Here is a 24,454-nt window from a genome sequence, read left to right on the forward strand (position 1 = left end):
CTGAACCGAGGACACAACGATGGCAACCATAGGACGCCGCGCCTACGCGGAAATGTTCGGCCCCACGGCCGGTGACCGCCTGCGCCTGGCCGACACCGACCTGGTGGTCGAGGTCGAGGCCGACTACACCCTGCGCGCCGGCAGCTACGGCGAGGAAGTCAAGTTCGGCGGCGGCAAGACGATACGCGACGGCATGGCCCAGTCGCAGAAAACCCGGGCCGAAGGCGCCATGGACTGCGTGATGACGAACGCGCTCATCATCGACCACTCGGGCATCGTCAAGGCCGACATCGGCCTCAAGGGCGGTCGCATCGCCGCCATCGGCAAGGCCGGCAACCCCGACACCCAGCCCGGCGTGGACATGATCATCGGCCCCGGCACCGAAATCATCAGCTGCGAAGGCATGATCGTCACGGCCGGCGGCATCGACTCGCACATCCACTTCATCTGCCCGCAGCAGATCGAGGAGGCGCTGACCTCGGGCATCACCACCATGCTGGGCGGCGGCACCGGCCCGGCCACCGGCACCTTCGCCACCACCTGCACGCCCGGCCCCTGGAACATCGAGCGCATGCTGCAGGCCGCCGACGCTTTCCCGATGAACCTGGGCTTCCTCGGCAAGGGCAATGCCAGCCTGCCCGCCGCGCTGCATGAGCAGATCAACGCCGGCGTCATAGGCCTGAAGCTGCACGAGGACTGGGGCACCACGCCCGCGGCCATCAGCAACTGCCTGGACGTGGCGGAGGAAACCGACACGCAGGTCGCCATCCACAGCGACACGCTCAATGAATCGGGCTTTGTCGAGAACACGATCGCCGCGACCAAGGGCCGCAGCCTCTGCGCCTTCCACACCGAAGGCGCGGGCGGCGGCCATGCGCCCGACATCCTGCGCGTGGTGGGCGAGGAGAACTTCCTGCCCTCCTCCACCAACCCGACCATGCCCTACACCGTCAACACGCTCGACGAACACGTCGACATGCTGATGGTGTGCCACCACCTGGACGCCGGCATCGCCGAAGACCTGGCTTTTGCCGAAAGCCGCATCCGCAAGGAAACCATCGCGGCCGAAGACGTGCTGCACGACCTGGGCGCGATCAGCATGATGAGCAGTGACAGCCAGGCCATGGGCCGCGTCGGCGAGGTCATCATCCGCACCTGGCAGACCGCGCACAAGATGAAGCAGCAGCGCGGAAAACTCCCCGGCGACAGCGAGCGCCACGACAACTTCCGCGTAAAGCGCTACATCAGCAAATACACCATCAACCCGGCAATCGCCCACGGCATCTCGCACGAGGTCGGCTCGGTCGAGCCCGGCAAGTGGGCCGACCTGGTGGTGTGGAAACCGGCCTTTTTCGGCATCAAGCCCTCGGTCATCCTCAAGGGCGGCTTTATCGCCATGGCCGCCATGGGCGACCCGAACGCCTCCATCCCCACGCCGCAACCGGTGCACTACCGCCCCATGTTCGGCGGCTTCGGCGGCGCGATCGCCAGGGGTTCGCTGACCTTTGTCTCCCAGGCCGGCTTCAACGCCGGCGTCAAGGAACGCTTCGGCCTGGCCAAGACGCTGAGCGCCGTGAAAAACATACGCGGCGTGCACAAGCAGCACATGGTCCACAATGCCTACCTGCCCAAAATGGAAGTCGATGCCCAGACCTATGCGGTGCGCGCCGACGGCCAGCTGCTGACCTGCGAACCGGCAACCAGCCTGCCGATGACGCAGCGCTATTTCCTGTTTTAAGGGCTGCCTGCATGGGTTATCGCGCTTGGGTTGTTGTCTTCATGCTTTCGCCACTTGCCGTCACATTCGTTGCAGGCGGGGTCGGTGAGCTGTTGGGCTGCATGGGGGGCGTTTGCGCCAGACATCAGTCCTTATGGCCGCTACTTGCCTCATTGATCCCCTTTGCCTTCTTCTGTTTCCTGACGGTTCCGATCGGAGGGCTTCTGCTACTTTGGTCGGCATTTTCCGGGAGAAAGAACAAAGCAAATGCCCCGTCTGCCACCAGCAAGATTGAAAACTAAGTAAGCTGCAACCAGACCTATGCTTCAAACTTCCAAAATCATTCCCCAAGGCGCGGGCCTGGCCCCCGTCCTCGTCAAACGCGCCGCCACCGTCGAGCTGGACTGGGACGTGCGCCAGAAAAGCCGCTTTGACGCGACCGATTCGCTGGGCCGACAGCTGGGCGTCTTCCTGCCGCGCGGCACGCTGGTGCGCGGCGGCGACGTGCTGGTGGCCGAAGACGGCTCCATGGTCAAGGTGATTGCCGCGCCGCAAGCCGTGCTGCGCATCACGGCCTGCACATCCCACGGTTCGCCCTTCGACCTGACGCGCGCGGCCTACCACCTGGGCAACCGCCATGTGCCGATAGAGCTCAAGCCCGACCACCTCAAGATAGAACCCGACCATGTGCTGGCCGACATGCTGCGTTCCATGCATTTGATCGTTAACGCGGTCGAGGAAGCGTTTGAGCCTGAGGGCGGTGCTTACAGTTCGGGCGGACATGGGCATGGCCACGATCACGGACATGAGCACAACCATGCACCTGCTGCTGCGGCAGCACCGGCGCCACACGTGCACGGCCCCGATTGCAACCACAGCCATGATCACGAGCATCACGACCACGCGCACGAAGCAAAGCCCGTGGCCATCCAGGTCCACAAACACAAGCCGCACAGCCACTAGGCCGCTGATGGACATGTCCGCCCCGCCCGCAGGACAGCTTCCGGCGTCCAGCCTGCTCCAGCTGATCTGGCTGGCCTCGCCGGCCCTGCCCGTGGGTGGCTTCTCGTATTCGGAAGGGCTGGAAGCCGCCGTCGACTGCGGCGAGGTCACCTGCGAAGCCCTGGCTGCAAGCTGGCTCAGCGACCAGCTGCAGCTGGCCCTCACGCGCGGCGACCTGGCCGTGATCGCCCAGGCCATTCCGGCCTGGCGCACGGGCGACCTGGATCGCATCGCCGAGCTGAACGCCTGGGTGTTGCAGACGCGCGAGACCAGCGAGTTGCGCGCGCAGGCCGAACAAATGGGCCGATCGCTGCTTGAATGGCTGCGCAACCATGAAGGCGCGAGCGCCCCGTACATCGCGGCCTGCGCCGCGCTGCAGCCGACCTACCCCGTGGCCTATGCGCTCGCGGCCTCACAAACCGCCGCCGGCGTGCGCGACTGCCTGCTGGCCTATGCCTTCGGCTGGGCCGAGAACATGATGCAGGCCGCGCTCAAATCCGTGCCCCTGGGCCAAAGCGCCGGCCAGCGCATACTGGCCAAGCTGAGCCGCGACATCCCCGGCGCCGTCGAAACGGCGATGCGCCTGCCCGACGGTGAACGCCAGGCTTTTTCGCCCATGCTGGCGATTCTTTCAGCGCAACACGAGACCCAGTATTCGCGGCTGTTCCGCTCCTGATCCATCCAACCGCTTTTTAGGTACCCCATGAGCCTGCACCACATCGCCAACCGCACCAAAAAACTGCCGCCCCTGCGTGTGGGCATAGGCGGCCCGGTCGGCTCCGGCAAGACCACGCTGCTCGAGATGCTGTGCAAGGGCATGAAAGCCAAGTACGACCTGGTCGCCATCACCAACGACATCTACACCAAGGAAGACCAGCGCCTGCTGACCGTGAGCGGCGCGCTGGACGCCGAACGCATCATGGGTGTGGAAACCGGCGGCTGCCCGCACACCGCGATCCGCGAAGACGCCTCCATCAACCTCGAGGCGATAGACCGCATGCTGGTGGACTTCCCCGATGCCGACGTCGTGTTCGTGGAATCCGGCGGCGACAACCTGGCCGCCACCTTCAGCCCCGAGCTGAGCGACCTGACGATTTATGTGATTGACGTGGCGGCCGGCGAGAAGATTCCGCGCAAGGGCGGGCCGGGCATCACCAAAAGCGATTTGTTCGTGATCAACAAGACCGACCTGGCGCCTTATGTGGGCGCCGACCTGGGCGTCATGAAAGAGGACACCATACGCATGCGCACCACGGCCAAGGGTTTGAAGCCGTTTGTGATGACCAACCTGAAAACCAGGGACGGCCTGGCCGAGGTGATTGCCTTTATCGAGACCCGGGGCATGCTGCTGCAGCCCGAAGCCGAAGCCGCCTGAGGCTGGCGGCGGCCGAGGTCCGCAAAAGGCCCGGCATCAGCAAGTCAGGGAGCGCTCACCCCTGGAATTCGCTGGGATGCACCGTCTCGAACATCTTGCCTTCGTGGAAGAAGACCACCATCCAGTTGCCGAATTTTTGCGAAGGATGCATCGGAATCACCTCGCTGAGCGCCTGCGCAATGGACTTTTTAAGCGGCATCTCGACTTCCTGGGCATCTGGCGCCAGGGCTTCCACGCTGATCAGCATGAAAGTCCCCTTGTCCTGGAGATCGACCCGCGGAAACGACCAGCGGGCTGCGGTTGCCTTGACAAAGGCAGTGGCCACTTGCTCGGCCACTTCGGGATGAAAAGCAGGAATAGTCATGGAATTTTCGACCTTTGAAACGCTGTAACTTATTGTTTCAATGATCGCGTTCCCCGCGCTTTTCGTCATCACCCTGAAATAAGTTTTCAGAAAGGAACGGAACTAGTTCCAGGAAATAGTTCCGGTTTTGGGCGTCTGTTCGCCGCTTGACGTTTTCAGGGCTTTTAACGGCCGAATGGGGCCGGATCGGAGTTTTGGCCCGGAATTGCTGGCTGGGGTGCTGAAGCACCTTTGAAATTGACTGAAACGGGATGGGCGAAGAAGCAGGCTATTGGCGGCCGGACTTTTCGGCCAAGGCCGTCGGCCTGGCTACGCGCCGACCACGGGACTTGCCGTCAAGTGGGGGGGCTCAGGTAACTGAGGGCGGTTGCGGCTGAGGGCTGAACCGCAGAGTGCGGTGTGAGAGGCCTTAAAGCCAGTGCCACTTGAGTAAGTGGCGGAAGCGGTGAGATTCGAACTCACGGAGGACTTGCATCCTCGGCAGTTTTCAAGACTGCTGCATTCAACCGCTCTGCCACGCTTCCGAGCGGCATAGTTTACAGCGACTGCGAGCCTTGGGCAGGTACTCATGTCGAGCAAATCTTGCGGGAAACCCAGTTCAGTGAGCAACAGGGTGATTTGCAACCCTACTCTCAATGCTCCGCCCTGGTGATGTGGTAGAGGTCTACAAAATCGACCGTTCGCTCGGTCGCTGATTGGTCTGCTCTCAATCCTTGAGCGCATCGAAGAGGCCAGCGCGTGTTTTCACAGCCTCACTGAGCCGGTAGACACGTCTACCGGCACCGGCCGCATGATGATGCACATGCTCGGCGCGTTTGCCAAGTTTGAGCGCGGAATTATCAGAGAACGGTCCATAGCGGGCCAGCAAGCAGCGCGGTGTGCGCTGTAGCCGCAAGCGCTCCCTTCCAAGCGACGTAGAGGCCGATATCGTGAAGCTGTACTGCTCCCCGGCGATTGGTACACCCTAAACAGCCTGGCTGATCTGTTTGAGGTCCATCCGTCTACGATTAGGCGTGCCGTATACCGTGTGAGAAAGCCGGGGCATTCCAGCTTGCGCTGATCTTCCCCCTAATTGAAGGATAGGCGCGCGGGCGCTGCATCTGCTCTCGGCGTCTAGTTCAATATCGCAAAAATAACCTTGGTATTTTTGCTTTTCAACAAAAAATTGTTGAAAAAACACTTTGTTGATGCAAAATTAGCCTGATTACGTAATACGAAATCAAATGCTCCACACCTATTCCTTTAAAAATTTCCAGAGCTTTCGCGAACGAGCTCACATTTCCCTAGTTTTGAATAACAAGATGCCTGTTCGGGGATGGGAAGCCGTGTCCGCAAGTGGTCAACGGTTAACCACTGCTCTGGCCGTACTTGGCGCAAACGGTGCGGGAAAAACAGCGGCGCTTAAGCCACTTGCATTTGCAGCATGGTTTATGTCGAATTCATTCTCCTCGCTACCTGAGAGCGGAATTCCTCTAACCCCCCATTTTTCTACTATTGATTCGCCGACTGAAATTGAGCTTGAGGCGGAAGATAGTGCTGGTATTTTGTGGCGATACGTACTACACGCGACGGCGACGCACGTCGTGCATGAAGCGCTTTATCGCAAGAGTGAACGGTTTCGTTATGTGTTTGTCCGAGACTGGGACAAAGAGAATAAGACCTATCAAGTCAAGCAACAAGATTTTGGTCTAGCTCCTGCGGAGGCGCGGAAGGTGCGCCCAAATGCCTCGCTAATCTCAACTGCCTTGCAATATGGAACTGAAGTCGCGAAACATATCGACTCGGTTAATTTCACGAGCAATGTGACGGTCATGGGCCGCTCTACTTTTGAAATGCAACAACTGGGTATCGTGTCGAAGCTGTTTTTCGAGAATAGTAAGTTGCGCGATCAAATGAGCAGCTTATTGACTCGATGGGATTTGGGCCTAAAAGGTGTCCATGTCGAAGAGCGCGAAGTCCAAATCGCCGCTGGCTCCGGCAGTCCCGCTCACCCAGTCAAGATTTGGAGTGCTTTTGGCAAGCACGAAACGCGCGAAGGAGCGACTTTCCAATTGCCGCTTGAGCTTGAATCTAGCGGTACTCAATCTGCCTTTATCTTGCTGGGTCGCTTACTGCAGATTCTAGAGAAAGGTGGTATTGCGCTAATTGATGAGCTGGAAAACGATCTGCATCCGCACATGGTTGAACCGCTGCTTGATCTATTTGCAAACCCTTCCACTAATCCATTCAAGGCACAATTAATTTTCACCTGCCATACACCGGAAGTACTCGATCTACTGCAGAAGGCTCAAGTGATTTTTGTAGAGAAAAGAGATTGCGAAAGCATAGCTTTTAGAGGCGATGAAATTACGGGCCTAAGGAGCGATGACAACCTTCGTGCAAAGTATATGGCTGGCGCATTGGGTGCTGTGCCCCGAATCTAATGGCGCGTCGCTTAGTTCATACGAGAAGCATACGGCCTACGGTTCTAATCGTGGGAGAGGGATATGCAGAGGTCTACTTACTTCAATATATTAGAACTCTGTATACAAGCGGCAATCAAGGTCACAAAATATCAATCGGAAACGCTCGAGGGAAAGGTGCCGGCCACGTCGTCGATTACACCATTCGACAAGCTGTGCAAGGTGGATTCAATGCCGTGGCTGCGTTGTTAGATACGGATACGGATTGGACTCATGCAGTCCAACAGCGTGCGGCTAAAAAGAAGGTCACGCTTCTGGCGTCAGACCCTTGCCTTGAAGCATGGTTACTTGATATCGTGGGAAAAGCTAAATATGGCTCTTCGGCAGATCAGAAGCGACTTTTTAAAGACCACTTTGCTGATGACGCATGCTGCCAAGGGCTGATTGAGAAGCGCATTAGCCGCGCCGAGTTTGACGCTGCTCGAGGCAAGATTGATGTTCTCGATCGGCTACTCAAATTTATTGGTGCCTAGCGGTTGACTTCTTCAAGTAGAGGACGAGTGAAGTGCGATTAAAAGTGAGAATTTGACTACCGAGAGGTATTTAAATCGTTGAATTGATTGATTAAACGACTCGGATTTTTGCAACGCTCTTAAATGAGCATGGAGCTTGAACATGCAATATCAACTCTATCCGGTTACGGTCAACGGCGGCACTCAGTGGCGTTGGCGGTTGGTGGCAGGCAACAACAGAGTTATCGCGAGCGGTGAAAGCTACTTCAATCGGCAGGATTGTGTTGACGTGGTGAATTTGATCATGGACACCAACCGGCAGACCCCATTTGTTGAAACCGTCTCGTAACCGAACGGTTGGCCTGCAATTTTTGGCGAGCGTTTTCGTAAGTCGCTGTCAGTGCTTTCTTAGCAGTTGCGTTTTAACAAGCTTCGTAATCACCGCGGCTTTCGTGAGATTCTTGAACTTCATGTATTCCTCGATGCCGGCGACGATCTCGGCCGGCACGTCGACGCAATTCGGCAAACAATTAGCCTGACTGCTCACAGGCATTTAATTGCAGGTCACCCCCTCGCGCCGACCCATCCAAGTCTCTGTCCGAACCCTTTCCCCACAAAGCGTTGCAAGCCATTGCCCTCGTTGGCTCCCTAGGCTTGCGCCTACAGAAGTACAGCTATGCATCTCATTTGCGATGCCGTCATCAGGCGCTAAGGTGGGAATGTTAGGTTGCCTAATAATCGTGCGGCACCGATTTCAGGTGCTGCCGTTCGAAAGGACTTCACCATGCGTTTGCTAATCTCTATCGTTGCCTCTACCTCTGTACTGGTGTCAGCCTGCGGCACTCCTACAACCGGCCAAGCACCCGAGCCCGCGCCCGTATCAGGCCGCTGCAACGCCGCACCGGCCCAGTTCGCCGTCGGCCGCAATGCGGACGCCGCGCTGGAGAACGAGGCGCGCGCACGCGCCGGCGCAAAGACGGTCCGGACGCTCAAGCCCAACCAGATCGTGACCATGGAGTTCAATGCCGAGCGGCTGAGCCTCTCGGTGGACGATGCGGGCCGCGTGACGCGGGTCAGCTGCGGTTGATGCTGCCCGTATAGAGCAACGGCTACGGCGCTGGGGAATCAGCGCTTGCCGTTTTTAACGGCCTGCTGCTGGAGCTGCCGCTTGCGTTTGGCCTTGTTGAGCGACTCGGGCTCGGCCGGGCGATTTCGCAGTATCTGGGCTGCGCGCTCTTCGGCCGCCTTCTTGCGTTTCTTGTCGCGGAAGTGCACAAACAGCCGCCCCAGGCCGAAACTGATGGCGCAGCTGACAACGAGAAAGATGATGGCGGGAGTTTCCATGCGGTGGATAGTAGCCTTGCGCTTTTCAGCCGGCCAGGAACAGTGATTGCAGGTCGTTCAAAAAATCAAAGCCGCGTTCGGTGGGTTTGACGTGCGCGAAGTCGCGTTCTATCAAACCCTTGCGTTCGGCTTCGTCCAGGCCTTGCTGGATGGCGGTGAAAGGCAGGCCGGTCTTCTCGGCAAAGTCCTGCAGCTTGAAGCCGTCGCGCAGGCGCAGGGCGTTGAGCATGAACTCAAACGGCAGGTCGGCGCGGCTGACTTCGGTTTCTTGCGTGACGGCTTCGCCGGCCAGGGCTTTTTCCATGTACAGCTTGGGTTCGCGGTAGCGCACCTGGCGGACCACGCGGTGCGCGAAGCTGAGCTTGCTGTGGGCGCCGGCGCCTATGCCCAGGTAGTCGCCGAACTGCCAGTAGTTGAGGTTATGAAAGCATTGATGGCCGGCTTTGGCATAGGCCGAGACTTCATAACGCCGCAGGCCGGCGGCCTCGGTCATTTCGGTGATGGTGTCGAGCATGGCGTAGGCCGTGTCTTCTTCGGGCACCACGGGCGGGAATTTGGCGAAGTAGGTGTTGGGCTCTATCGTCAGGTGGTAAATCGATATGTGCGGCGGCTGCAGGGCCAGGGCCTGGCGCATGTCCTGCGCGAGGTTGTCCATGGTCTGGCCGGGCAGCGCATACATGATGTCGAGGTTGAACGTGTCGAAGGCCTGGGCGGCCTCTTCGACCGCGGCGATGGCCTGGGCGCGGTCATGCACGCGGCCCAGGGCTTTCAGGTGTTTGTCGTCAAAGCTTTGCACGCCGACGGACAGGCGGGTGACGCCGGCGGCGCGAAAAGCCTTGAAGCGGTCTTTCTCGAAGGTGCCGGGGTTGGCTTCGAGGGTGATTTCGCAATCGGCCTCGAGCCTGAGGCGCGCGCGTATGTCGGCGAGCAGGCGGTCTATGGCCTGCGGTGAAAACAGGCTCGGCGTGCCGCCGCCTATGAAGATGCTGTGCACGGTGCGGCCCCAGACCAGGGGCAGCGCGGCTTCGAGGTCGGCGATCACCGCGTCGATGTAGCGCTGCTCGGGCATCTCGCCGACGGCTTCATGCGAGTTGAAGTCGCAATACGGGCATTTGCGTATGCACCAGGGCAGGTGCACATAGAGCGACAGCGGCGGCAGCGCGGCCAGCTGCAGCGTGCCGCTGCGCATGTAGTGCTGGATGTCTTGCTGCGGGGCCATGGCGGTATTCAGGATGTCAGGCCGCGGACAGCCATTGTTCGCGCATCAATTCAATCATGCGGCACGCGGCCTTGCCTCTGTGGCTGTTGGCGTTTTTGACTTCGACGGGCAGTTGGGCAAAGGTTTTGCCGAACTCGGGGATGAACATGACCGGGTCGAAGCCGAAACCGTTCTCGCCCACAGGCTGTGCGGCGATCTGCCCGGCGACGCGGCCGGAGGCGATCAGCGGCTCGGGGTCTTTGTCGGAGCGCACGGCCACCAGCGTGCTGACCAGCGCGGCGCGGCGCTGGGCGGGATCAGGCAGGTGGGCCATCTGCTCAAGCAAGGCCTTGACGTTGTTGTCGTCGCCCTTGGTGTAGCCGTAGCGGGTGGCGTAGAAGGCGGTGTCGACGCCGGGCAGGCCGCCGAAGGCGTCGACACACAGGCCCGCATCGTCGGCCAGCGCGGGCAGGCCGCTCAGGCGGGAGGCCTGGCGGGCTTTGGTGAGGGCGTTTTCGACAAAGGTGCGAAAGGGTTCTTCGGCCTCGGGCAGGCCGAGCTCGGCCTGGCTGACGAGCTCAAGCCCCAGGGGCGCGAACATGGCCTTGAGCTCGGCGAGCTTGCCCTGGTTGTTGGAGGCTAAAACGATTTTTTTCATGGGCGGCAGGCGGTCAACCGGCCAGCGCCTGCTTTTGCAGGCCGACCAGCTCGCGGATGCCTTTTTCGGCGAGCACGAGCAGCGCGTCCATTTCCTTGCGCGAGAAGGCCGCGCCTTCGGCCGTGCCCTGCACTTCGACGTAGTTGCCGGCGCCCGTCATGACGACGTTCATGTCGGTGTCGCAGGCGGAGTCTTCGGTGTATTCGAGGTCCAGCAGCGGCGTGCCCTGCACGATGCCGACGGAGATGGCGGCGACGTGGTCGATGATGGGGCTTTGCGTGAGCTTGCCGCCGGCGATCAGGGTGTTGACCGCATCCTGCGCGGCGACGAAGGCGCCGGTGATGCTGGCGGTGCGGGTGCCACCGTCGGCCTGAATGACGTCGCAGTCGAGGTGTATGGTGCGTTCGCCGAGTTTCTTGAGGTCAAACACCGAGCGCATGGAGCGGCCGATCAGGCGCTGGATTTCCTGCGTGCGGCCGCTTTGTTTGCCGCGGGCGGCTTCGCGGTCGCTGCGGGTGTGGGTGGCGCGGGGCAGCATGCCGTATTCGGCGGTGACCCAGCCTTCGCCGCTGCCTTTTTTGTGGCCGGGGACTTTTTCTTCGACGGAGGCGGTGCAGAGCACCTTGGTGCCGCCGAATTCGATCAGCACGGAGCCTTCGGCGTAGGCGGTGTAGCCGCGGGTGATGCGCACGCTGCGCAGGGCGTCGGCGGCGCGCGCGCCGCTTCGTTCAAATTGGCTCATGGAAATGGGGCTTTCTGGCAAAAAACGCCGGAGGGATCTGCAGTAAAAAGTAGAGGGAAGAGGCAATGGCCCGGCGGCGCCGGCCGGAGCCAAAGCCGGTATCAGGCTTTTCTGGCGGCCGAGCGGCGAATCGCTTCGTTGATCTCGGCGATGGATCGCTCGATCGTGGCTTCGTCGAGGTCGTCGACCATGCTGTCGAGCACGCCGGCCTGGATGGTGGAGGCAAAAACGCCGTCCATGATGCTGTCGGTGGAAACGCCGCGGGTGGACTCGAAGGCGTCCGGGGTTTCCCATTCCATGGCCAGCACGGTGACGTTGTCGCTGTGCTCGCCGCCGGTGCGCAGGGCATTTTCGACCAGGTCGGGCACCGCGTCGGAGACACCTTTGCTGGCCAGCTGGCGCACGATTTCGGCGTCGCTGAGGCTGCCCCAGAGTCCGTCGGAGCACAGCAGCAGCTTGTCGCCCTGCTGCAGGGTGACGGGGCCGGTGACGTCAAAGACGGGTTTGGTGGGCGAACCGAGGCAGGTGAACAGGATGTTGCGGTTGATGCGCTCGAGCTTGATGACACCGGCGCTTTGCTGCTCAAGATAGGAATGGTCGCGGGTGCGCGTGAGCATCTCGCCGTCGCGCACGACGTACAGGCGCGAATCGCCGCAGTGCACCCAGGTGGCGCCCGTGCCTTGCAAAATGGCGGCCACCAGCGTGGTGCGGGGCGTGTCGAGCATGCCTTTTTCGCTGGCGTAGCGGATGATCTGGTGGTGCGCCGCCATCAGGGCGGTGGAGAGGAATTCGGTGGTGTCTTCGATAACGGGGCGCGCTTCCTTCTGGTAGAGCGCCGAGATGGTCTGCAGGGCGAGCTGGGCCGCCACTTCGCCTTCAGGGTGGCCGCCCATGCCGTCGGCCAGCACAAAAAGCCCCGATTCGCGCGTGTAGCAATAGCCCATGCGGTCTTCGTTCTTCTCGCGCCCGCCTTTACGGCTTACCTGAAAGACTGAGAATTTCATTTGAATTTCGTCGCGTAGCCGGTGGCCTTGCGCGCGGTTTTTTTGGTGTCGGACACCATGTTGTCAAACTGCAGGCGAACCTTTTCGCTGACGGTGAGCTTGGTGTAGCGGCGCTCGCCTTCGCGGCTCAGCTCTTTTTGCAGGGCGAACACCGACTGGGGGCGTGACAGCGGATCGAGCGACATGCACCACTCTACAACCTCGATCAGGTTGTCGGAATAGACGCCGCGCAAACGCGACAGGGCAAGCGACAGACGGTCTTTTTCGAGGCGCTGGGGCGCGTCGTTGGGCGGATAGCCCTGCATGGTGGCGTAAATGCAGGCGCCTATGGCGTAAATGTCGGTCCAGGGGCCCATGGAGGAGTCGCGGCGGTACATCTCGGGCGCGGCGAAGCCGGGCGTGTACATGGGGCGGATGAAGTTGCCTTCCTTGCTCAGCACCTCGCGGGCGGCGCCGAAGTCGATCATCACGGCGCGGTTGTCGTCGGTGATGAAGATGTTGGCCGGCTTGATGTCCAGGTGCAGCATCTTGTGCTGGTGCACGATGCGCAGGCCGCGCAGGATTTCGTCGAACAGCGAGCGGATGGTGGATTCGCGGAAGACCTTCTGCTTTTTGAGCTCGCGGGCCGTGATGATGAAGTCCTGGAGGGTGCCGCCTTCCAGGTAGTTCATCACCATGTAGACGGTTTCGTTCTCGCGGAAGAAATTCAGCACGCTGACGACGGAACCGTGGGAAATCTGGGCGAGGGAGCGGCCTTCTTCGAAGAAACTCTTGAGGCCGAGGCGGTACAGCGAGAGTTTTTCCGCCTGGACCTGGGGCAGCAGCTCGCCGGGGGAGCGGCTGGCCAGGGAGGACGGCAGGTATTCCTTGATGGCGACCTGCTGGCCCTCGTTGTCGACGGCCAAGTAAACTACCCCGAAGCCACCGGCCGAAAGCTTTCGCACAACACGATAGCCACCAATGACGGTGTCGGGCGGCAATGGTGCAGGCTTGACCTTTGACATAATTTGGGGTTACCCAAGCATGACAATGGCCAGCTTGGTCTTGGTTCTCTCTCTAGTCTAGTAAAGCGTTCTACAAATGTCAGTTTACAGCATGACGGGTTATGCGACCGTGCAATCGAGCATGGCGCAATCCGGCCCGGAGACTGAATCGGGCCCCGATGCCAGCTCGCGCCTGGGCGTCGAAATACGCTCGGTCAACAGCCGCTTCCTGGACCTGGCCTTCCGCCTGCCCGACGAGCTGCGCCAAGCCGAACCGGCGCTGCGTGAACTGCTGACGGCCAAACTCAAGCGCGGCAAGGTCGAAGTCCGCGTCTCGCTGGAAAGCGCAACCTCGGGCAACCTGCGCGCGCCCTCCTCGGCCACGCTGCAGCGCCTGGGCTCCCTGGAAGACAGCATCAAATCATGGTTGCCGCAGGCCGCGGCGCTGAGCGTCGCAGATATTCTCAGAATTGCGACGAATGAAGACAAAAAACCACATGACTACAGCGAAGAGCTGGTCAAGCTGGCCAAAAAAGCCCTCAAGGAGCTGATGGCGGCCCGCGAACGGGAGGGCGCGCGCCTGGCGGAAATGCTGCTGGACCGCACGGCGCAGCTGCGCGCGCTGGCCGCTCTGGCCGAGCCCATGGTCCCCAAGCTCGTGGAGCAGCAGAAAAACCGCTTCCTGGAGCGCTGGAAAGAGGCCATGGCCCTGTCCGAAAGCGCCACGCTGCCGGAAATCGCCCAGGACCGGGCACTGACCGAGGCCACCGCCTTCGCCATCCGTATCGACGTGGCGGAAGAAATCACCCGGCTGTCCTCGCACCTCGACGAGATCGACCGCCTGCTGGCCGCCGGCGGGGAACTGGGCAAGCGCCTGGACTTCCTGATCCAGGAACTGCACCGCGAAGCCAATACACTGGGCTCCAAATCCGCGTCGCTGGAGCTCACCCGCATATCCGTGGACATGAAGGTGCTGATCGAGCAGATCCGCGAGCAGGTCCAGAACATTGAATAAAGTCCCGGCCGCCCTTGCCACCCCAAAGCCCTCTAATTAATAAGCAATCAACGCCTGTACGCATGGACTATCCCGGAAACCTTTTTGTCGTGGCCGCCCCCAGCGGGGCGGGCAAATCCAGCCTGGTAAAGGCCCTGATGGAGCTGGATTCGCGCATCCAGCCGGCGGTGTCGCACACCACCCGCCCCCCGCGCGGGCAGGAAAAGCACGGCAGGGAGTACTTTTTCGCGTCACCCGAGGACTTCGACGGCATGGTGCTGCGCGACTCCTTCCTCGAATGGGCCCATGTGCACGGCCACCGTTACGGCACTTCGCGCCAGACGATTGAAGAGCGCGTCGCCACCGGCGCCGACGTGATCCTGGAGATCGACTTCCAGGGCGCCATCAACATCAAGCGAATTTTCGCCAATGCGGTGCTGATTTTCATCCTGCCGCCGAGCTGGGAAGAACTGCGCTCGCGCCTGCAGCGGCGCGGCGAGGACAGCGCCGAAGTCATCGAATTGCGCCTCAAGAACGCGGCCGCCGAGATGGCCCAGGCCCGGGAATTCGACTTCGTTATAATCAACGAGTTGTTTGAGCGGGCAGTTTTCGACCTGAAAACCATTGTGCATGCCCAGCGGCTCAAGTTTTCGGCCCAGCGGCGTGCCCGTGCCGAGACCTTCCAGGCCCTTCAAATTCCCTGAATTCACCGCTTTTCACCTTATCGATCACACCGGAGATCATCATGGCCCGCATTACCGTTGAAGACTGCCTCGAGAAAATCCCGAACCGCTTCCAGCTGGTTCTGGCCGCCACCTACCGCGCGCGCATGCTGAGCCAGGGCCATGCCCCCAAGATCGAAAGCAAGAACAAGCCCGGCGTGACCGCCCTGCGTGAAATCGCCGAAGGCAAAGTCGGCCTCGAAATGCTGAAAAAAGTCCCAAGCTGAGAACCCTCTCTGCTTCGCAAAAAGCACCGAATCTCGGTGCTTTTTTCATTTCAGCCTCCATAAAGTCCATTTTTCTCAAATTTTTTTCATGCCGCGATACATTTGAGGCATGAGCGCCATGCTTTCGCCCGTAGTTGCCAGCAAATCGACCCCGGCCGCCGCCAACGCAGCGGCCGCGAGTTTTGCCGCGCTCACGGCCAGGCTGGACTACCTGAGCGCCGCCGACATCGACAACGTCCGCCGCGCCTACCGTTTTGCCGATGAGGCCCACCTGGGCCAGCTGCGCAACAGCGGCGAGCCCTACATCACCCACCCGATCGCCGTCGCGCAACAATGCGCCGAGTGGAAGCTGGACGCGCAGGCGCTCATGGCGGCCCTGCTGCACGACGCCATTGAAGACTGCGGCGTCACCAAGCCCGAGCTGATCGAGCGCTTCGGCGCACCGGTGGCCGAACTGGTGGACGGGCTGACCAAGCTCGAAAAACTCGAATTCAACACGCGCGAGGAAAACCAGGCCGAGTCCTTCCGCAAGATGCTGCTGGCCATGGCGCGTGACGTGCGGGTCATCCTGATCAAGCTGGCCGACCGCACCCACAACATGCGCACCTTGGGCGACGTGCCCCGCGCCAAGTGGACCCGGATCTCGCGTGAAACCCTGGACATCTACGCGCCCATCGCCCACCGCCTGGGCCTGAACACCACTTACCGCGAACTGCAGGACCTGTCCTTCCAGCACTTGCACCCCTGGCGCTACGCCACGCTGACCAAGGCGCTGCAACGCGCACGCGGTCGCCGCCGCGACGTGATCAAGCGCGTGCAGGGCGAGGTCGAGTCGGCCTTCGCCAACGCACAGGTGCCCGTGGTCATCTCGGGGCGCGAAAAGACGCTGTATTCCATCTACCGCAAGATGGAGGAAAAGCACCTGTCCTTCGCGCAGGTCACCGACCTCTACGGCTTCCGGGTGATCGTGAAAGACCTGACCGCCTGCTACACGGCGATGGGCGTGCTGCACCAGTTGTACAAACCGCTGCCCGGCAAGTTCAAGGACTACATCGCGATCCCCAAGATCAACGGCTACCAGTCGCTGCACACCACACTGGTCGGCCCTTTCGGCACCAACATCGAGTTCCAGATGCGCACCGACGCCATGCATGTGGTGGCCGAGTCCGGCGTTGCGGCCCACTGGCTGTACAAGGCGACCGACCCGGACAGCGATGCCTCGCAGCGCCTGGGCACGCAGTGGCTGCAGTCGCTGCTGGACATCCAGCAGGAAACGCGCGACGCCGCCGAGTTCTGGGACCACGTCAAGATCGACCTGTTCCCCGAGGCGGTTTATGTGTTCACGCCGAAAAGCCAGATCATGGCCATGCCGCGCGGCGCGACCATCGTCGACTTCGCCTACGCCATCCACAGCGACGTGGGCCATCGCGCCGTGGCCGCCAAGGTCAACGGCGAACAGGTCCCGCTGCGCTCGGAACTGCACAACGGCGACGTGATCGAGATCATCACGGCCTCGGTCTCCAGCCCGAATCCGGGTTGGCTGGGCTTTGTGCGCACCGGCAAGGCGCGCTCCAAGATACGCCATCACCTCAAGACTATGGCGCTGTCGGAATCGCAGGACCTGGGCGAAAAAATGCTCGCCCAGGCGTTGCGCGCCGAAGGCATAGAGCGCGAGCGCCTGCCCGAGGACGACGAAGCCCACCACGCGACCTGGGAAAAAATCCTGCGTTTTACCGGCAACCGCACGCGCGCCGATTTGCTGACCGACATCGGCCTGGGCAAGCGCATCGCCAGCATGGTGGCCAAACGCATCGTGACGCTGCTGGCCGAGACCGGCGAAAAACCCAATGCGCTGCTGATGAGCCGCGAGCGCTACACCGCCCACGAATCAGTGTCGCAAGGCGGGCTGGTGATAGACGGCAGCGAAGGCGCTTCGGTGCAGTTCGCGCCCTGCTGCCGGCCCATCCCGGGCGACGGCATCGTGGGTTACCTGGGCCGCGGCGAAGGCCTGGTCATCCATACCGACGACTGCGCCGTCGCCAAGCGCCTGCAGCATCGCGACAGTGAGCGCTTCATCGCGGTAGACTGGTCGGACGAACCGGTGCGCACGTTTGAGACCAACCTGCTGGTCACCGTCTCCAACGGCAAGGGCGTGCTGGCGCGCGTGGCGGCGGCATTGGCCAGCGCCGAGGCCGACATCACGCACGTCGACATGGAGCATGAGCCCTCGCATGACGCGACGGACCTGCGCTTTGGCGTGGCGGTGCGCGACCGCGTGCACCTGGCTTCGGCGCTGCGCAGCGTCAAGCGCACGCCTTCCGTACTGCGAGTGCAACGGGCCAAGTCGACCGCTTAGCCTGCTGGTCAGCCAGCCGTCCGCTCGCCTGGCGCCGGATAGTTGACCTTGAGCACTTCCAGTGTCTGCACGCCCTGCGGCGTCACCAGGCTCACCTCGTCCCCCACCCGTGATTTAAGCAGTGCCCTGGCAACCGGCGATATCCAGCTGATTTGTCCCAAGGCGCTGTTGGCTTCGTCGATGCCCAGGATGGTCACGACGCGCTCGGCCCCGCTGTCATCGGCATAGGTCACCGTGGCGCCGAAGAAGGCCTGGTCGCTGCCGTGGTGGAGTGAAGGGTTGCTGATTTCGGCGATTTCCAGCCTTTGGGTCAGAAAGCGGATACGGCGGTCGATTTCCCGCAGCCGCTTTTTGCCGTAGTGGTAGTCGCCGTTTTCCGAGCGGTCGCCGTTGCTGGCGGCCCAGTGGACGATTTCCACCATTTTCGGCCGCTCGTTGTCGATCAGGTCCAGCAGTTCGCCGCGCAGACGCTCGTAACCCTGCGGCGTGATGTAGTTTTTACCACCCGCGGGCAGCGGCGGGAGCGCCGGCTCGTCGTCCTCAGCGTCGGTTTCTTTGGTAAAGGCTTTGTTCATGCTCCGGCCACCATAGCATTCATGGCCGCCGGCCGCGAATGCACCTAAAAATCTTCCATATTCAGCCGCAGGGGATTGTCGGACGTGTAGTTAACCCCCTGCACAACCATGTCGGCGGCGCGCGCATGAATCATTTCAGCATCGCGCTCATAGGCCTTTTTGAGGGAATCCGGCTCCGGAACGGCGCCGAAAAACTCCTCCATCGCCTCGCGCGAAATCCTCACGGGGATGGTGCTGCCTGCATGCGACAGGCCAAAACTCAGCCATTCGCCGTGGTCCTCGACGTTCAGTGATCCCATGTCTCTCCTCCGGAATAAGCTTCCAGAATAACGGAGCCCTTGCCGGGCGTACAGCCCATTGAGTGCCGGACAGCCCCAGGAAAACCACTAAAACCACCCGCAAACCGTTCGCACAAAGAAAAATAGCCTAGAGGCTTACGCCTCTAGGCTATTGAAATCACTAATAAAAGTGGTGCGGCTGGCAGGAATTGAACCCACGACCCCTTGGTTCGTAGCCAAGTACTCTATCCAACTGAGCTACAGCCGCTAAGCCTCAAATTATAGCTTATTTAAATGGTAGGGCGTGAGTGACTTGAACACTCGACCAAAGGATTATGAGTCCTCTGCTCTAACCAACTGAGCTAACGCCCCACACAAGACAGCGATTGTAAGGGCCCCGAGAACCCTGTTCAGGGCCTACTTGCTGTGGCTGAGGGCCGTGCTGACCAGTTTGGAGGTGATGTCGACAATCTGGATCATTTTTTCGTAGGGCATGCGCATCGGGCCTATGACGCCCAGCGTGCCCACGACCTGGCCGTCGACCTCATAGGGCGCGGTCACTACCGAGAGCTCCTGGTAGGGAATGACCTGGCTTTCGCCGCCTATATAGATGCGCACGCCCTCGGCGCGGCTGGACACGTCGAGCAGGCGCATCAGTTGCGCCTTTTGCTCGAACAGGTCGAACAGCTTGCGCAGGTTGCCCATGTCGCCGGAAAAATCGCTGACGGCCAGCAGGTTGCGCTCGCCGGAGATGACGACCTCGTCGCGCGACTCGATGGCTTCGGAGCTGACCTTGACCGCGGCCTGCATCAGCGTGGCAATTTCGCCCCTGAGCGCCTCAACCTCGTTTTTCAGGCGCTCGCGCACTTCCTCGATGGCCATGCCGGCGTAGTGCGAGTTGAGGAAATTGGCGGCCTCCACCAGTTGCGACTGGGTGTAGTCGGCCTCGGTGAAGATGACCCGGTTCTGCACATCGCCGTCGGGCGAGACGATGATCACCAGGAAGCGTTTTTCCGACAGGCGCAAAAATTCGATGTGGCGAAACACCGATGTGCGGCGCGGCGCCATGACCACGCCGACGAATTGGGAAAGGCTGGACAGCATGTGCGCGGCGTTGCTGAGCACCTTCTGCGGCTGGTCGGGCGCCAGCCGGGGCGCGCCTATCTGGCCGGATGCGGGGAACGCGTCACGCTGCGTGGTCAGCATGGTGTCGACGAATAGGCGGTAGCCGCGCGCCGTGGGAATGCGGCCGGCCGAGGTGTGCGGGCTGACGATGAGGCCCAGCTCCTCGAGGTCGCTCATGACGTTGCGTATGGTGGCGGGCGACAGCTCCAGGCCGGAGGCCTTGGACAGCGTGCGTGAGCCCACAGGCTGCCCGTCGGCAATGTAGCGCTCTACCAGCGCTTTGAGTAGCAACCGCGCACGATCATCAAGCATGCGGACATTCTACGAAGCTTGGGCCGGATGTTGTGATGTAATTTGCCGATGAAGTCGCAATTCCGCCATGTCGCTCTGATCGGCAAGTACCACGCACAAGGTTCCCGGTCCGCGCTGGAGGACATCGCGCATTTCCTGGGCACCCAGGGCTGCGAGGTCGCGATCGAGCAGGACACCGCCAGCAACACCGGCCTTACGCAGTTCCCCACGCTTGATACAGCTGGCATAGGGGCGCAATGCGATCTGGCCCTGGTGGTGGGCGGAGACGGCACCATGCTGGGCATAGGCCGGCTGCTGGCCCAGTTCGGCATCCCGCTGGTGGGCATCAACCAGGGCCGGCTCGGCTTCATCACCGACATTGCCTTCGAGGACTACCAGAGCACCCTGATCCCCATGCTGCGCGGCGAATACGAGGAAGACCGCCGCTGGATGATGCAGGCCAAGGTGGTGCGCGACGGCCGCTGTGTCTTCAGCGCCACCGCCATGAACGACGTGGTGGTCAACCGCGGTGCGACCGCCGGCATGGTGGAACTTCGCGTCGAGGTCGACGGCCGCTTCGTGGCCAACCAGCGCGCCGACGGCCTGATCATCGCCTCGCCGACCGGCTCCACGGCCTATGCCCTTTCCGCCGGCGGCCCCTTGCTGCACCCGTCGATTGCCGGCTGGGTGCTGGCGCCTATCGCGCCGCACACCCTGTCCAACCGGCCCATCGTGCTGTCCGATTCGGGCGAAATCACGATTGAAATCGTCGCGGGCCGCGACGCCAGCGCCAATTTCGACATGCAGTCGCTGGCCAGCCTGCTGCACGGCGACCGTATCACCGTCAGGCGTTCGGAGCACCAGATGCGCTTCCTGCACCCCAAGGGCTGGAGCTATTTTGATACCTTGCGCAAGAAACTTCACTGGAATGAAGGCGTGGCCTGAACGGCCCGGAACAAAGCCATGAGCCTTAAAAGCATCTCGCTTCGCGACTTCGTCATCGTCCACGAACTCGAGCTGGACCTGTCCGGCGGGTTCACGGTGCTGACCGGTGAAACCGGCGCCGGCAAATCCATTTTGATCGACGCGCTGCAACTGGCGCTGGGCGCGCGCGCCGACGCCGGTGTGATCCGCGAAGGCGCGGCGCGCTGCGAGATCAGCGCCGAGTTCGACAGCCCCAAAAGCCTGGCCCCCTGGCTGGAGCAGGCCGGCTTCGACGGCGGCGACAGCCTGCTGCTGCGCCGCACGATAGATGTGCAGGGAAAAAGCCGGGCCTGGATCAACGGCAGCGCGGCGACCGCCACGCAGCTCAAGGAAATCGCCGACCAGCTGGTGGACATCCACGGCCAGCACGCCTGGCAAAGCCTGACGCGGCCCGACGCGGTGCGCGGCCTGCTGGACTCCTATGCCGACGTTTCCACCGACGAACTCTCGCGCCGCTGGCAACAATGGCGTGTGGCGCAGAAAACACTGGCCGAAGCGCGCGATGCCCAGGACAGCCTGCAGCGCGAACGCGAGCGCCTGGCCTGGCAGATCGGCGAAGTCGACAAGCTCGCGCCCGGCGCCGACGAGTGGGACGACCTCAATGCCCAGCACGGCCGCCTGTCGAACGCCCAGGCCTTGCGCGACGCGGTGCAGATCGCGGTCGATGCCCTGCAGGAATCCGACGAGAACGCCAACGCGCTGCTGGGCCGCGCGATTGCCGCGCTGCAAAACCAGGAACACATAGAGCCCGAGTTCAAGGCCATGGTCGAAGTCCTGAACGGCGCGCTGGCGCAGATGGAAGACACGGTCCACTCCCTCAACGGTTATGCCCGGCATGCCGAGCTGGAGCCTCAGCGCCTGGCCGAACTCGACGAGCGCCTGTCGCAGTGGGTCAGCCTGGCGCGACGCTACAAACGCACGCCGGCCGAACTGCCGGAACTGCTTGCATCCTGGCAAGCCGAGCTGCAAAAACTCAATGCCGCGGCCGACCTGGCCCAGCTTGAAAAGAACGAGAGCCAGGCCAAGGCGGCTTACCTCGAAGAAGCGGGCAAGGTGTCCAAGGCGCGCACCAAGGCCGCGCCCCAACTGGCCAAGGCCATCACCCAGGCCATGCAGGGCCTGGGGATGCAGGGCGGCAAATTCGACGTGGCGCTCGGCAAACTCGAACAACCGGCCCAGCACGGGCTGGAACAGGCCGAATTCCTGGTCGCGGGCCACAGCGGCAGCACGCCGCGCCCCGTCGGCAAAGTGGCATCCGGCGGTGAGCTGTCGCGCATTGCACTGGCGATTGCCGTCACCACCAGCCAGCTCGGCCAGGCCGAAACTTTGATTTTTGACGAGGTGGATTCGGGTGTGGGCGGCGCCGTCGCCGAAACCGTGGGCCGCCTCATGAAGCAATTGGGCAAGGACCGCCAGGTCATGGCGGTCACTCACCTGCCCCAGGTGGCGGCCTGCGCCGACCAGCACCTGGTGGTCGCCAAGCGCGCCGAAAACGGCAGCACCATCAGCACCGTCGACCATGTGAACGGCGAACAGCGCGTCGCTGAAATCGCCCGCATGCTGGGCGGCGAGCGCCTCTCCGGCACCACATTGGCCCATGCCAAGGAAATGCTGGGACAGTGATGGCGGCTCTGGAAATGGTCCTCATCACCGGCATGTCGGGCTCCGGGAAATCGGTGGCCCTGCATGCGCTGGAAGATGCTGGTTATTACTGTGTCGACAACCTGCCGCCGGAGCTGCTCACGCCTTTCGTCGCATTGGAGCAAAAGCACGGCGCGCAGAAGGTGGCGATCGCCATGGACGTGCGCAGCGCGACCTCGCTGCCGCTGGTGCCCCAGCAACTGCGCCAGCTGCGCGAATCCGGCGTGGTGGTTCAGTCGCTGTTCCTGGACGCCAACACGGAAACCCTGGTGCGCCGCTTTTCCGAAACACGGCGGCTGCACCCGCTGTCGCGCATAGACGCGTCGGACCAGCACCGCGCGCTGGTGGATGCCATCGAACTGGAGCGCGAACTGCTCGGTGAAATGCGCGAGCAGGCCCACGTGCTGGACACCAGCATGATCCGGTCTTCGCAACTGCAGGGTTATGTGAAGTCGCTGATTTCATCGCCCATCACACAGCTGACGCTGGTCTTCGAATCTTTCGCGTTCAAGCGCGGCGTGCCGCTGGACGCCGACTATGTTTTCGACGTGCGCATGCTGCCCAACCCGCATTACGAATCCGGCCTGCGCCTGTTGACGGGACGCGACCAGCCCGTGGTGGACTACCTCAAGGGGCATTCCGAGGTCGGTGAGATGTTCAGCCACATCGAGCAATTCCTCAAGCACTGGCTGGGCGCGCTGGTGCGCGACCACCGCAGCTACGTGACGGTGGCCATAGGCTGCACGGGCGGTCAGCACCGTTCGGTTTACCTGGTCGAAGCGCTGACGGCGGCTTTCAGCCCGCACTGGCGCACGCTGAAGCGGCACCGCGAACTGGACGCAGGCTAAACCCCGGAAGCCTGGGTGACCAGCAGCTTGCGTATGGGCGCGGGCAGGCCCAAGGCAGGCCACGCATCCGGGCTGAACCACGCACCCGGCCGCTCCTCTGACACCACCGTCTTGGGCAAGGACTGGCCGGCGCCCAAACCCGCGACCCACGGCGACAGGTATAAGTCCTTGTGGGTCAGCACGTGCACAAACTGCGGCAAGGGATCAAGCCGCGATTGCAGCGAAGCCGGCAGCACCGCCTTCAACTCGTCGTCGCTGTCAAACACGGGCAGGCAATACAGGCCGCCCCAGACGCCGCGGCCGGGACGCCTTTCCAACCAGACCGAGCCATCGGGGCGCTGCGCCCACAACAGGCTCAGGCCCTGGGCGCTGCGCTTGAGCTTGCGCGTCTTGACGGGGTATTTGCCGGGATCGCCCTCGGCAAAACCGCGGCACAGCTTCTGCACAGGGCACAGCAGGCATTGCGGCCGGCGCCCGGCGCAGATTGATGCGCCCAGGTCCATCAGGCCTTGGGTATAGCGCGGCATGGCATTCGCCAGGTCCCGCTTGGGCAGCAACTCCGTCGCCAGGTTCCACAGGGCTTTTTCATTGGCGCTTTGCGCCAGGTCGGCGGAAAACGCCAGCACCCGCGTGAGCACCCGCTTGACGTTGCCGTCCAGGATGGCGACGCGCTCGGCGAAGCAGAAAGAGGCAATGGCGGCTGCCGTTGAACGGCCTATGCCGGGCAAGGTCTGCAGCAACTCGGCCGTGGGCGGAAAGCTGCCGCCATGCAGGGCCATGACATCTTTGGCGCAGCGATGCATGTTGCGCGCGCGGCTGTAGTAGCCCAGCCCGCTCCATAAGCCGAGGACTTCGTCTTCACTCGCCGCAGCCAGTTCGGCGACCGTCGGAAAGCGTTCAAGGAAACGGGCGTAGTAATCGAGGACCGTGGAAACCTGGGTCTGCTGCAGCATGATTTCGGACAGCCACACGCGGTAAGGGTCACGCGTGTTCTGCCAGGGCAGGCTGTTGCGCCCATGCGCGCCTTGCCAGCGGACGATCTCCGCGGAAAAACCGGAAGGCAGGGTTTGCGGGACGGCTTGCTTCATCGCCGGCTTTGCGCCTTGGAAGGA

Annotated in this window: 27 protein-coding genes and 3 tRNA genes; 16 read left to right on the top strand and 14 right to left on the bottom strand. The window is 61.9% G+C overall.

The window, feature by feature from the left end; genetic code table 11:
* Positions 1 to 19: 19 nt before the first annotated feature.
* The 4 genes from ureC (at position 20) to ureG (ending at position 4,094) form a co-directional block, all read left to right on the top strand.
* Entirely contained in the window at positions 20 to 1,738 is a 1,719-nt protein-coding gene (gene ureC / locus ACLV8F_RS13975) for an urease subunit alpha (RefSeq protein WP_411884804.1), read from the top strand.
* A 300-nt stretch (positions 1,739 to 2,038) separates the two neighbouring features.
* A complete protein-coding gene (ureE, locus tag ACLV8F_RS13980) occupies positions 2,039 to 2,680 on the top strand; it encodes an urease accessory protein UreE (RefSeq protein ID WP_411884805.1) in 642 nt (213 codons plus the stop codon).
* Between the two features lie 7 nt (positions 2,681 to 2,687).
* A complete protein-coding gene (locus tag ACLV8F_RS13985) occupies positions 2,688 to 3,395 on the top strand; it encodes an urease accessory protein UreF (RefSeq protein ID WP_411884806.1) in 708 nt (235 codons plus the stop codon).
* 27 nt (positions 3,396 to 3,422) lie between these two features.
* Complete coding sequence (gene ureG / locus ACLV8F_RS13990; RefSeq protein WP_411884807.1) at positions 3,423 to 4,094, top strand: urease accessory protein UreG; 672 nt, start codon at positions 3,423 to 3,425, stop codon at positions 4,092 to 4,094.
* 55 nt (positions 4,095 to 4,149) lie between these two features.
* Here ureG and ACLV8F_RS13995 read toward each other — a convergent pair whose 3' ends face one another.
* Together ACLV8F_RS13995 and ACLV8F_RS14000 are read right to left on the bottom strand one after the other, a co-directional pair.
* Complete coding sequence (locus ACLV8F_RS13995) at positions 4,150 to 4,527, bottom strand: hypothetical protein (protein ID WP_411884808.1); 378 nt, start codon at positions 4,525 to 4,527, stop codon at positions 4,150 to 4,152.
* A 365-nt stretch (positions 4,528 to 4,892) separates the two neighbouring features.
* A tRNA-Ser gene (locus tag ACLV8F_RS14000) sits at positions 4,893 to 4,982 on the bottom strand.
* 197 nt (positions 4,983 to 5,179) lie between these two features.
* Between ACLV8F_RS14000 and ACLV8F_RS14005 the strand changes: the two genes are divergently transcribed.
* The 5 genes from ACLV8F_RS14005 to ACLV8F_RS14025 all read left to right on the top strand — a co-directional run bounded on the left by ACLV8F_RS14005 (position 5,180) and on the right by ACLV8F_RS14025 (position 8,459).
* Positions 5,180 to 5,347, top strand: a complete 168-nt coding sequence (locus tag ACLV8F_RS14005) for a recombinase family protein (RefSeq protein ID WP_411884862.1) — start codon at positions 5,180 to 5,182, stop codon at positions 5,345 to 5,347.
* A gap of 334 nt (positions 5,348 to 5,681) precedes the next feature.
* The gene (locus tag ACLV8F_RS14010) at positions 5,682 to 6,881 is read left to right on the top strand and encodes an AAA family ATPase (RefSeq protein ID WP_411884809.1); all 1,200 of its coding nucleotides are present in this window, start codon (positions 5,682 to 5,684) and stop codon (positions 6,879 to 6,881) included.
* 50 nt (positions 6,882 to 6,931) lie between these two features.
* Positions 6,932 to 7,393, top strand: coding sequence for a hypothetical protein (locus ACLV8F_RS14015; RefSeq protein ID WP_411884810.1), 462 nt, complete (start codon positions 6,932 to 6,934; stop codon positions 7,391 to 7,393).
* Between the two features lie 142 nt (positions 7,394 to 7,535).
* Positions 7,536 to 7,721: a YegP family protein gene (locus tag ACLV8F_RS14020; RefSeq protein WP_411884811.1), complete on the top strand. Its 186-nt coding sequence runs from the start codon at positions 7,536 to 7,538 to the stop codon at positions 7,719 to 7,721.
* Positions 7,722 to 8,156: 435 nt separating this feature from the next.
* Positions 8,157 to 8,459, top strand: a complete 303-nt coding sequence (locus ACLV8F_RS14025; RefSeq protein WP_411884812.1) for an I78 family peptidase inhibitor — start codon at positions 8,157 to 8,159, stop codon at positions 8,457 to 8,459.
* 38 nt (positions 8,460 to 8,497) lie between these two features.
* Here the strand turns inward: ACLV8F_RS14025 and ACLV8F_RS14030 are convergent, their stop codons facing one another.
* The 6 genes from ACLV8F_RS14030 to ACLV8F_RS14055 all read right to left on the bottom strand — a co-directional run bounded on the left by ACLV8F_RS14030 (position 8,498) and on the right by ACLV8F_RS14055 (position 13,322).
* Positions 8,498 to 8,716 carry a hypothetical protein gene (locus ACLV8F_RS14030; protein ID WP_411884813.1) on the bottom strand — a complete coding sequence of 73 codons (219 nt, stop codon included), beginning with the start codon at positions 8,714 to 8,716 and terminating at the stop codon, positions 8,498 to 8,500.
* Positions 8,717 to 8,741: 25 nt separating this feature from the next.
* A complete protein-coding gene (gene hemW / locus ACLV8F_RS14035; RefSeq protein WP_411884814.1) occupies positions 8,742 to 9,935 on the bottom strand; it encodes a radical SAM family heme chaperone HemW in 1,194 nt (397 codons plus the stop codon).
* 16 nt (positions 9,936 to 9,951) lie between these two features.
* On the bottom strand, positions 9,952 to 10,572 hold the full coding sequence (gene rdgB, locus ACLV8F_RS14040; RefSeq protein WP_411884815.1) for an RdgB/HAM1 family non-canonical purine NTP pyrophosphatase: 621 nt from the start codon (positions 10,570 to 10,572) through the stop codon (positions 9,952 to 9,954).
* Between the two features lie 13 nt (positions 10,573 to 10,585).
* On the bottom strand, positions 10,586 to 11,314 hold the full coding sequence (gene rph / locus ACLV8F_RS14045) for a ribonuclease PH (protein WP_411884816.1): 729 nt from the start codon (positions 11,312 to 11,314) through the stop codon (positions 10,586 to 10,588).
* A gap of 101 nt (positions 11,315 to 11,415) precedes the next feature.
* Positions 11,416 to 12,318 carry a PP2C family protein-serine/threonine phosphatase gene (locus ACLV8F_RS14050; protein WP_411884817.1) on the bottom strand — a complete coding sequence of 301 codons (903 nt, stop codon included), beginning with the start codon at positions 12,316 to 12,318 and terminating at the stop codon, positions 11,416 to 11,418.
* Positions 12,315 to 13,322 carry a serine/threonine-protein kinase gene (locus tag ACLV8F_RS14055; protein WP_348046394.1) on the bottom strand — a complete coding sequence of 336 codons (1,008 nt, stop codon included), beginning with the start codon at positions 13,320 to 13,322 and terminating at the stop codon, positions 12,315 to 12,317. The genes ACLV8F_RS14050 and ACLV8F_RS14055 overlap by 4 nt, the downstream gene beginning before the upstream one ends.
* 76 nt (positions 13,323 to 13,398) lie before the next feature.
* Here ACLV8F_RS14055 and ACLV8F_RS14060 point away from each other — a divergent pair, with 76 nt between their 5' ends.
* The 4 genes from ACLV8F_RS14060 (at position 13,399) to ACLV8F_RS14075 (ending at position 17,600) form a co-directional block, all read left to right on the top strand.
* Positions 13,399 to 14,316, top strand: coding sequence for a YicC/YloC family endoribonuclease (locus ACLV8F_RS14060; RefSeq protein ID WP_411884818.1), 918 nt, complete (start codon positions 13,399 to 13,401; stop codon positions 14,314 to 14,316).
* 62 nt (positions 14,317 to 14,378) lie between these two features.
* Entirely contained in the window at positions 14,379 to 14,999 is a 621-nt protein-coding gene (gmk, locus tag ACLV8F_RS14065) for a guanylate kinase (RefSeq protein WP_411884819.1), read from the top strand.
* Positions 15,000 to 15,040: 41 nt separating this feature from the next.
* On the top strand, positions 15,041 to 15,244 hold the full coding sequence (gene rpoZ, locus ACLV8F_RS14070; RefSeq protein ID WP_411884820.1) for a DNA-directed RNA polymerase subunit omega: 204 nt from the start codon (positions 15,041 to 15,043) through the stop codon (positions 15,242 to 15,244).
* A 109-nt stretch (positions 15,245 to 15,353) separates the two neighbouring features.
* Positions 15,354 to 17,600 carry a RelA/SpoT family protein gene (locus ACLV8F_RS14075; RefSeq protein ID WP_411884821.1) on the top strand — a complete coding sequence of 749 codons (2,247 nt, stop codon included), beginning with the start codon at positions 15,354 to 15,356 and terminating at the stop codon, positions 17,598 to 17,600.
* Positions 17,601 to 17,608: 8 nt separating this feature from the next.
* Here ACLV8F_RS14075 and greB read toward each other — a convergent pair whose 3' ends face one another.
* From greB to hrcA, 5 genes are all read right to left on the bottom strand, one after another.
* Positions 17,609 to 18,175 carry a transcription elongation factor GreB gene (greB, locus tag ACLV8F_RS14080; protein ID WP_411884822.1) on the bottom strand — a complete coding sequence of 189 codons (567 nt, stop codon included), beginning with the start codon at positions 18,173 to 18,175 and terminating at the stop codon, positions 17,609 to 17,611.
* A gap of 44 nt (positions 18,176 to 18,219) precedes the next feature.
* Positions 18,220 to 18,474 (bottom strand): hypothetical protein, encoded by a 255-nt coding sequence (locus ACLV8F_RS14085; protein ID WP_411884823.1) that lies wholly within the window; start codon positions 18,472 to 18,474, stop codon positions 18,220 to 18,222.
* Between the two features lie 170 nt (positions 18,475 to 18,644).
* Positions 18,645 to 18,721: transfer RNA gene (locus ACLV8F_RS14090), tRNA-Arg, on the bottom strand.
* 27 nt (positions 18,722 to 18,748) lie between these two features.
* A tRNA-Ile gene (locus ACLV8F_RS14095) sits at positions 18,749 to 18,825 on the bottom strand.
* Positions 18,826 to 18,870: 45 nt separating this feature from the next.
* A complete protein-coding gene (gene hrcA, locus ACLV8F_RS14100; RefSeq protein WP_411884824.1) occupies positions 18,871 to 19,890 on the bottom strand; it encodes a heat-inducible transcriptional repressor HrcA in 1,020 nt (339 codons plus the stop codon).
* 48 nt (positions 19,891 to 19,938) lie between these two features.
* On the opposite strand from hrcA, the gene ACLV8F_RS14105 reads away from it, so the two are divergent.
* From ACLV8F_RS14105 to rapZ, 3 genes are read left to right on the top strand one after another with little or no spacing between them, the layout of a single operon-like run.
* Entirely contained in the window at positions 19,939 to 20,814 is an 876-nt protein-coding gene (locus ACLV8F_RS14105; RefSeq protein WP_411884825.1) for an NAD kinase, read from the top strand.
* A gap of 18 nt (positions 20,815 to 20,832) precedes the next feature.
* Positions 20,833 to 22,476, top strand: a complete 1,644-nt coding sequence (recN, locus tag ACLV8F_RS14110; protein ID WP_411884826.1) for a DNA repair protein RecN — start codon at positions 20,833 to 20,835, stop codon at positions 22,474 to 22,476.
* The gene (rapZ, locus tag ACLV8F_RS14115; RefSeq protein WP_411884827.1) at positions 22,476 to 23,342 is read left to right on the top strand and encodes an RNase adapter RapZ; all 867 of its coding nucleotides are present in this window, start codon (positions 22,476 to 22,478) and stop codon (positions 23,340 to 23,342) included. Before recN ends, rapZ begins: the two co-directional genes overlap by 1 nt.
* On the opposite strand, the gene mutY is transcribed toward rapZ, so the two are convergent.
* Positions 23,339 to 24,430, bottom strand: coding sequence for an A/G-specific adenine glycosylase (gene mutY, locus ACLV8F_RS14120; protein ID WP_411884828.1), 1,092 nt, complete (start codon positions 24,428 to 24,430; stop codon positions 23,339 to 23,341). The genes rapZ and mutY overlap by 4 nt on opposite strands.
* Positions 24,431 to 24,454 lie beyond the last annotated feature (24 nt).

Origin of the sequence: Polaromonas sp. YR568 (assembly GCF_943369675.1) — a bacterium.
Classification (GTDB): domain Bacteria; phylum Pseudomonadota; class Gammaproteobacteria; order Burkholderiales; family Burkholderiaceae_C; genus Polaromonas.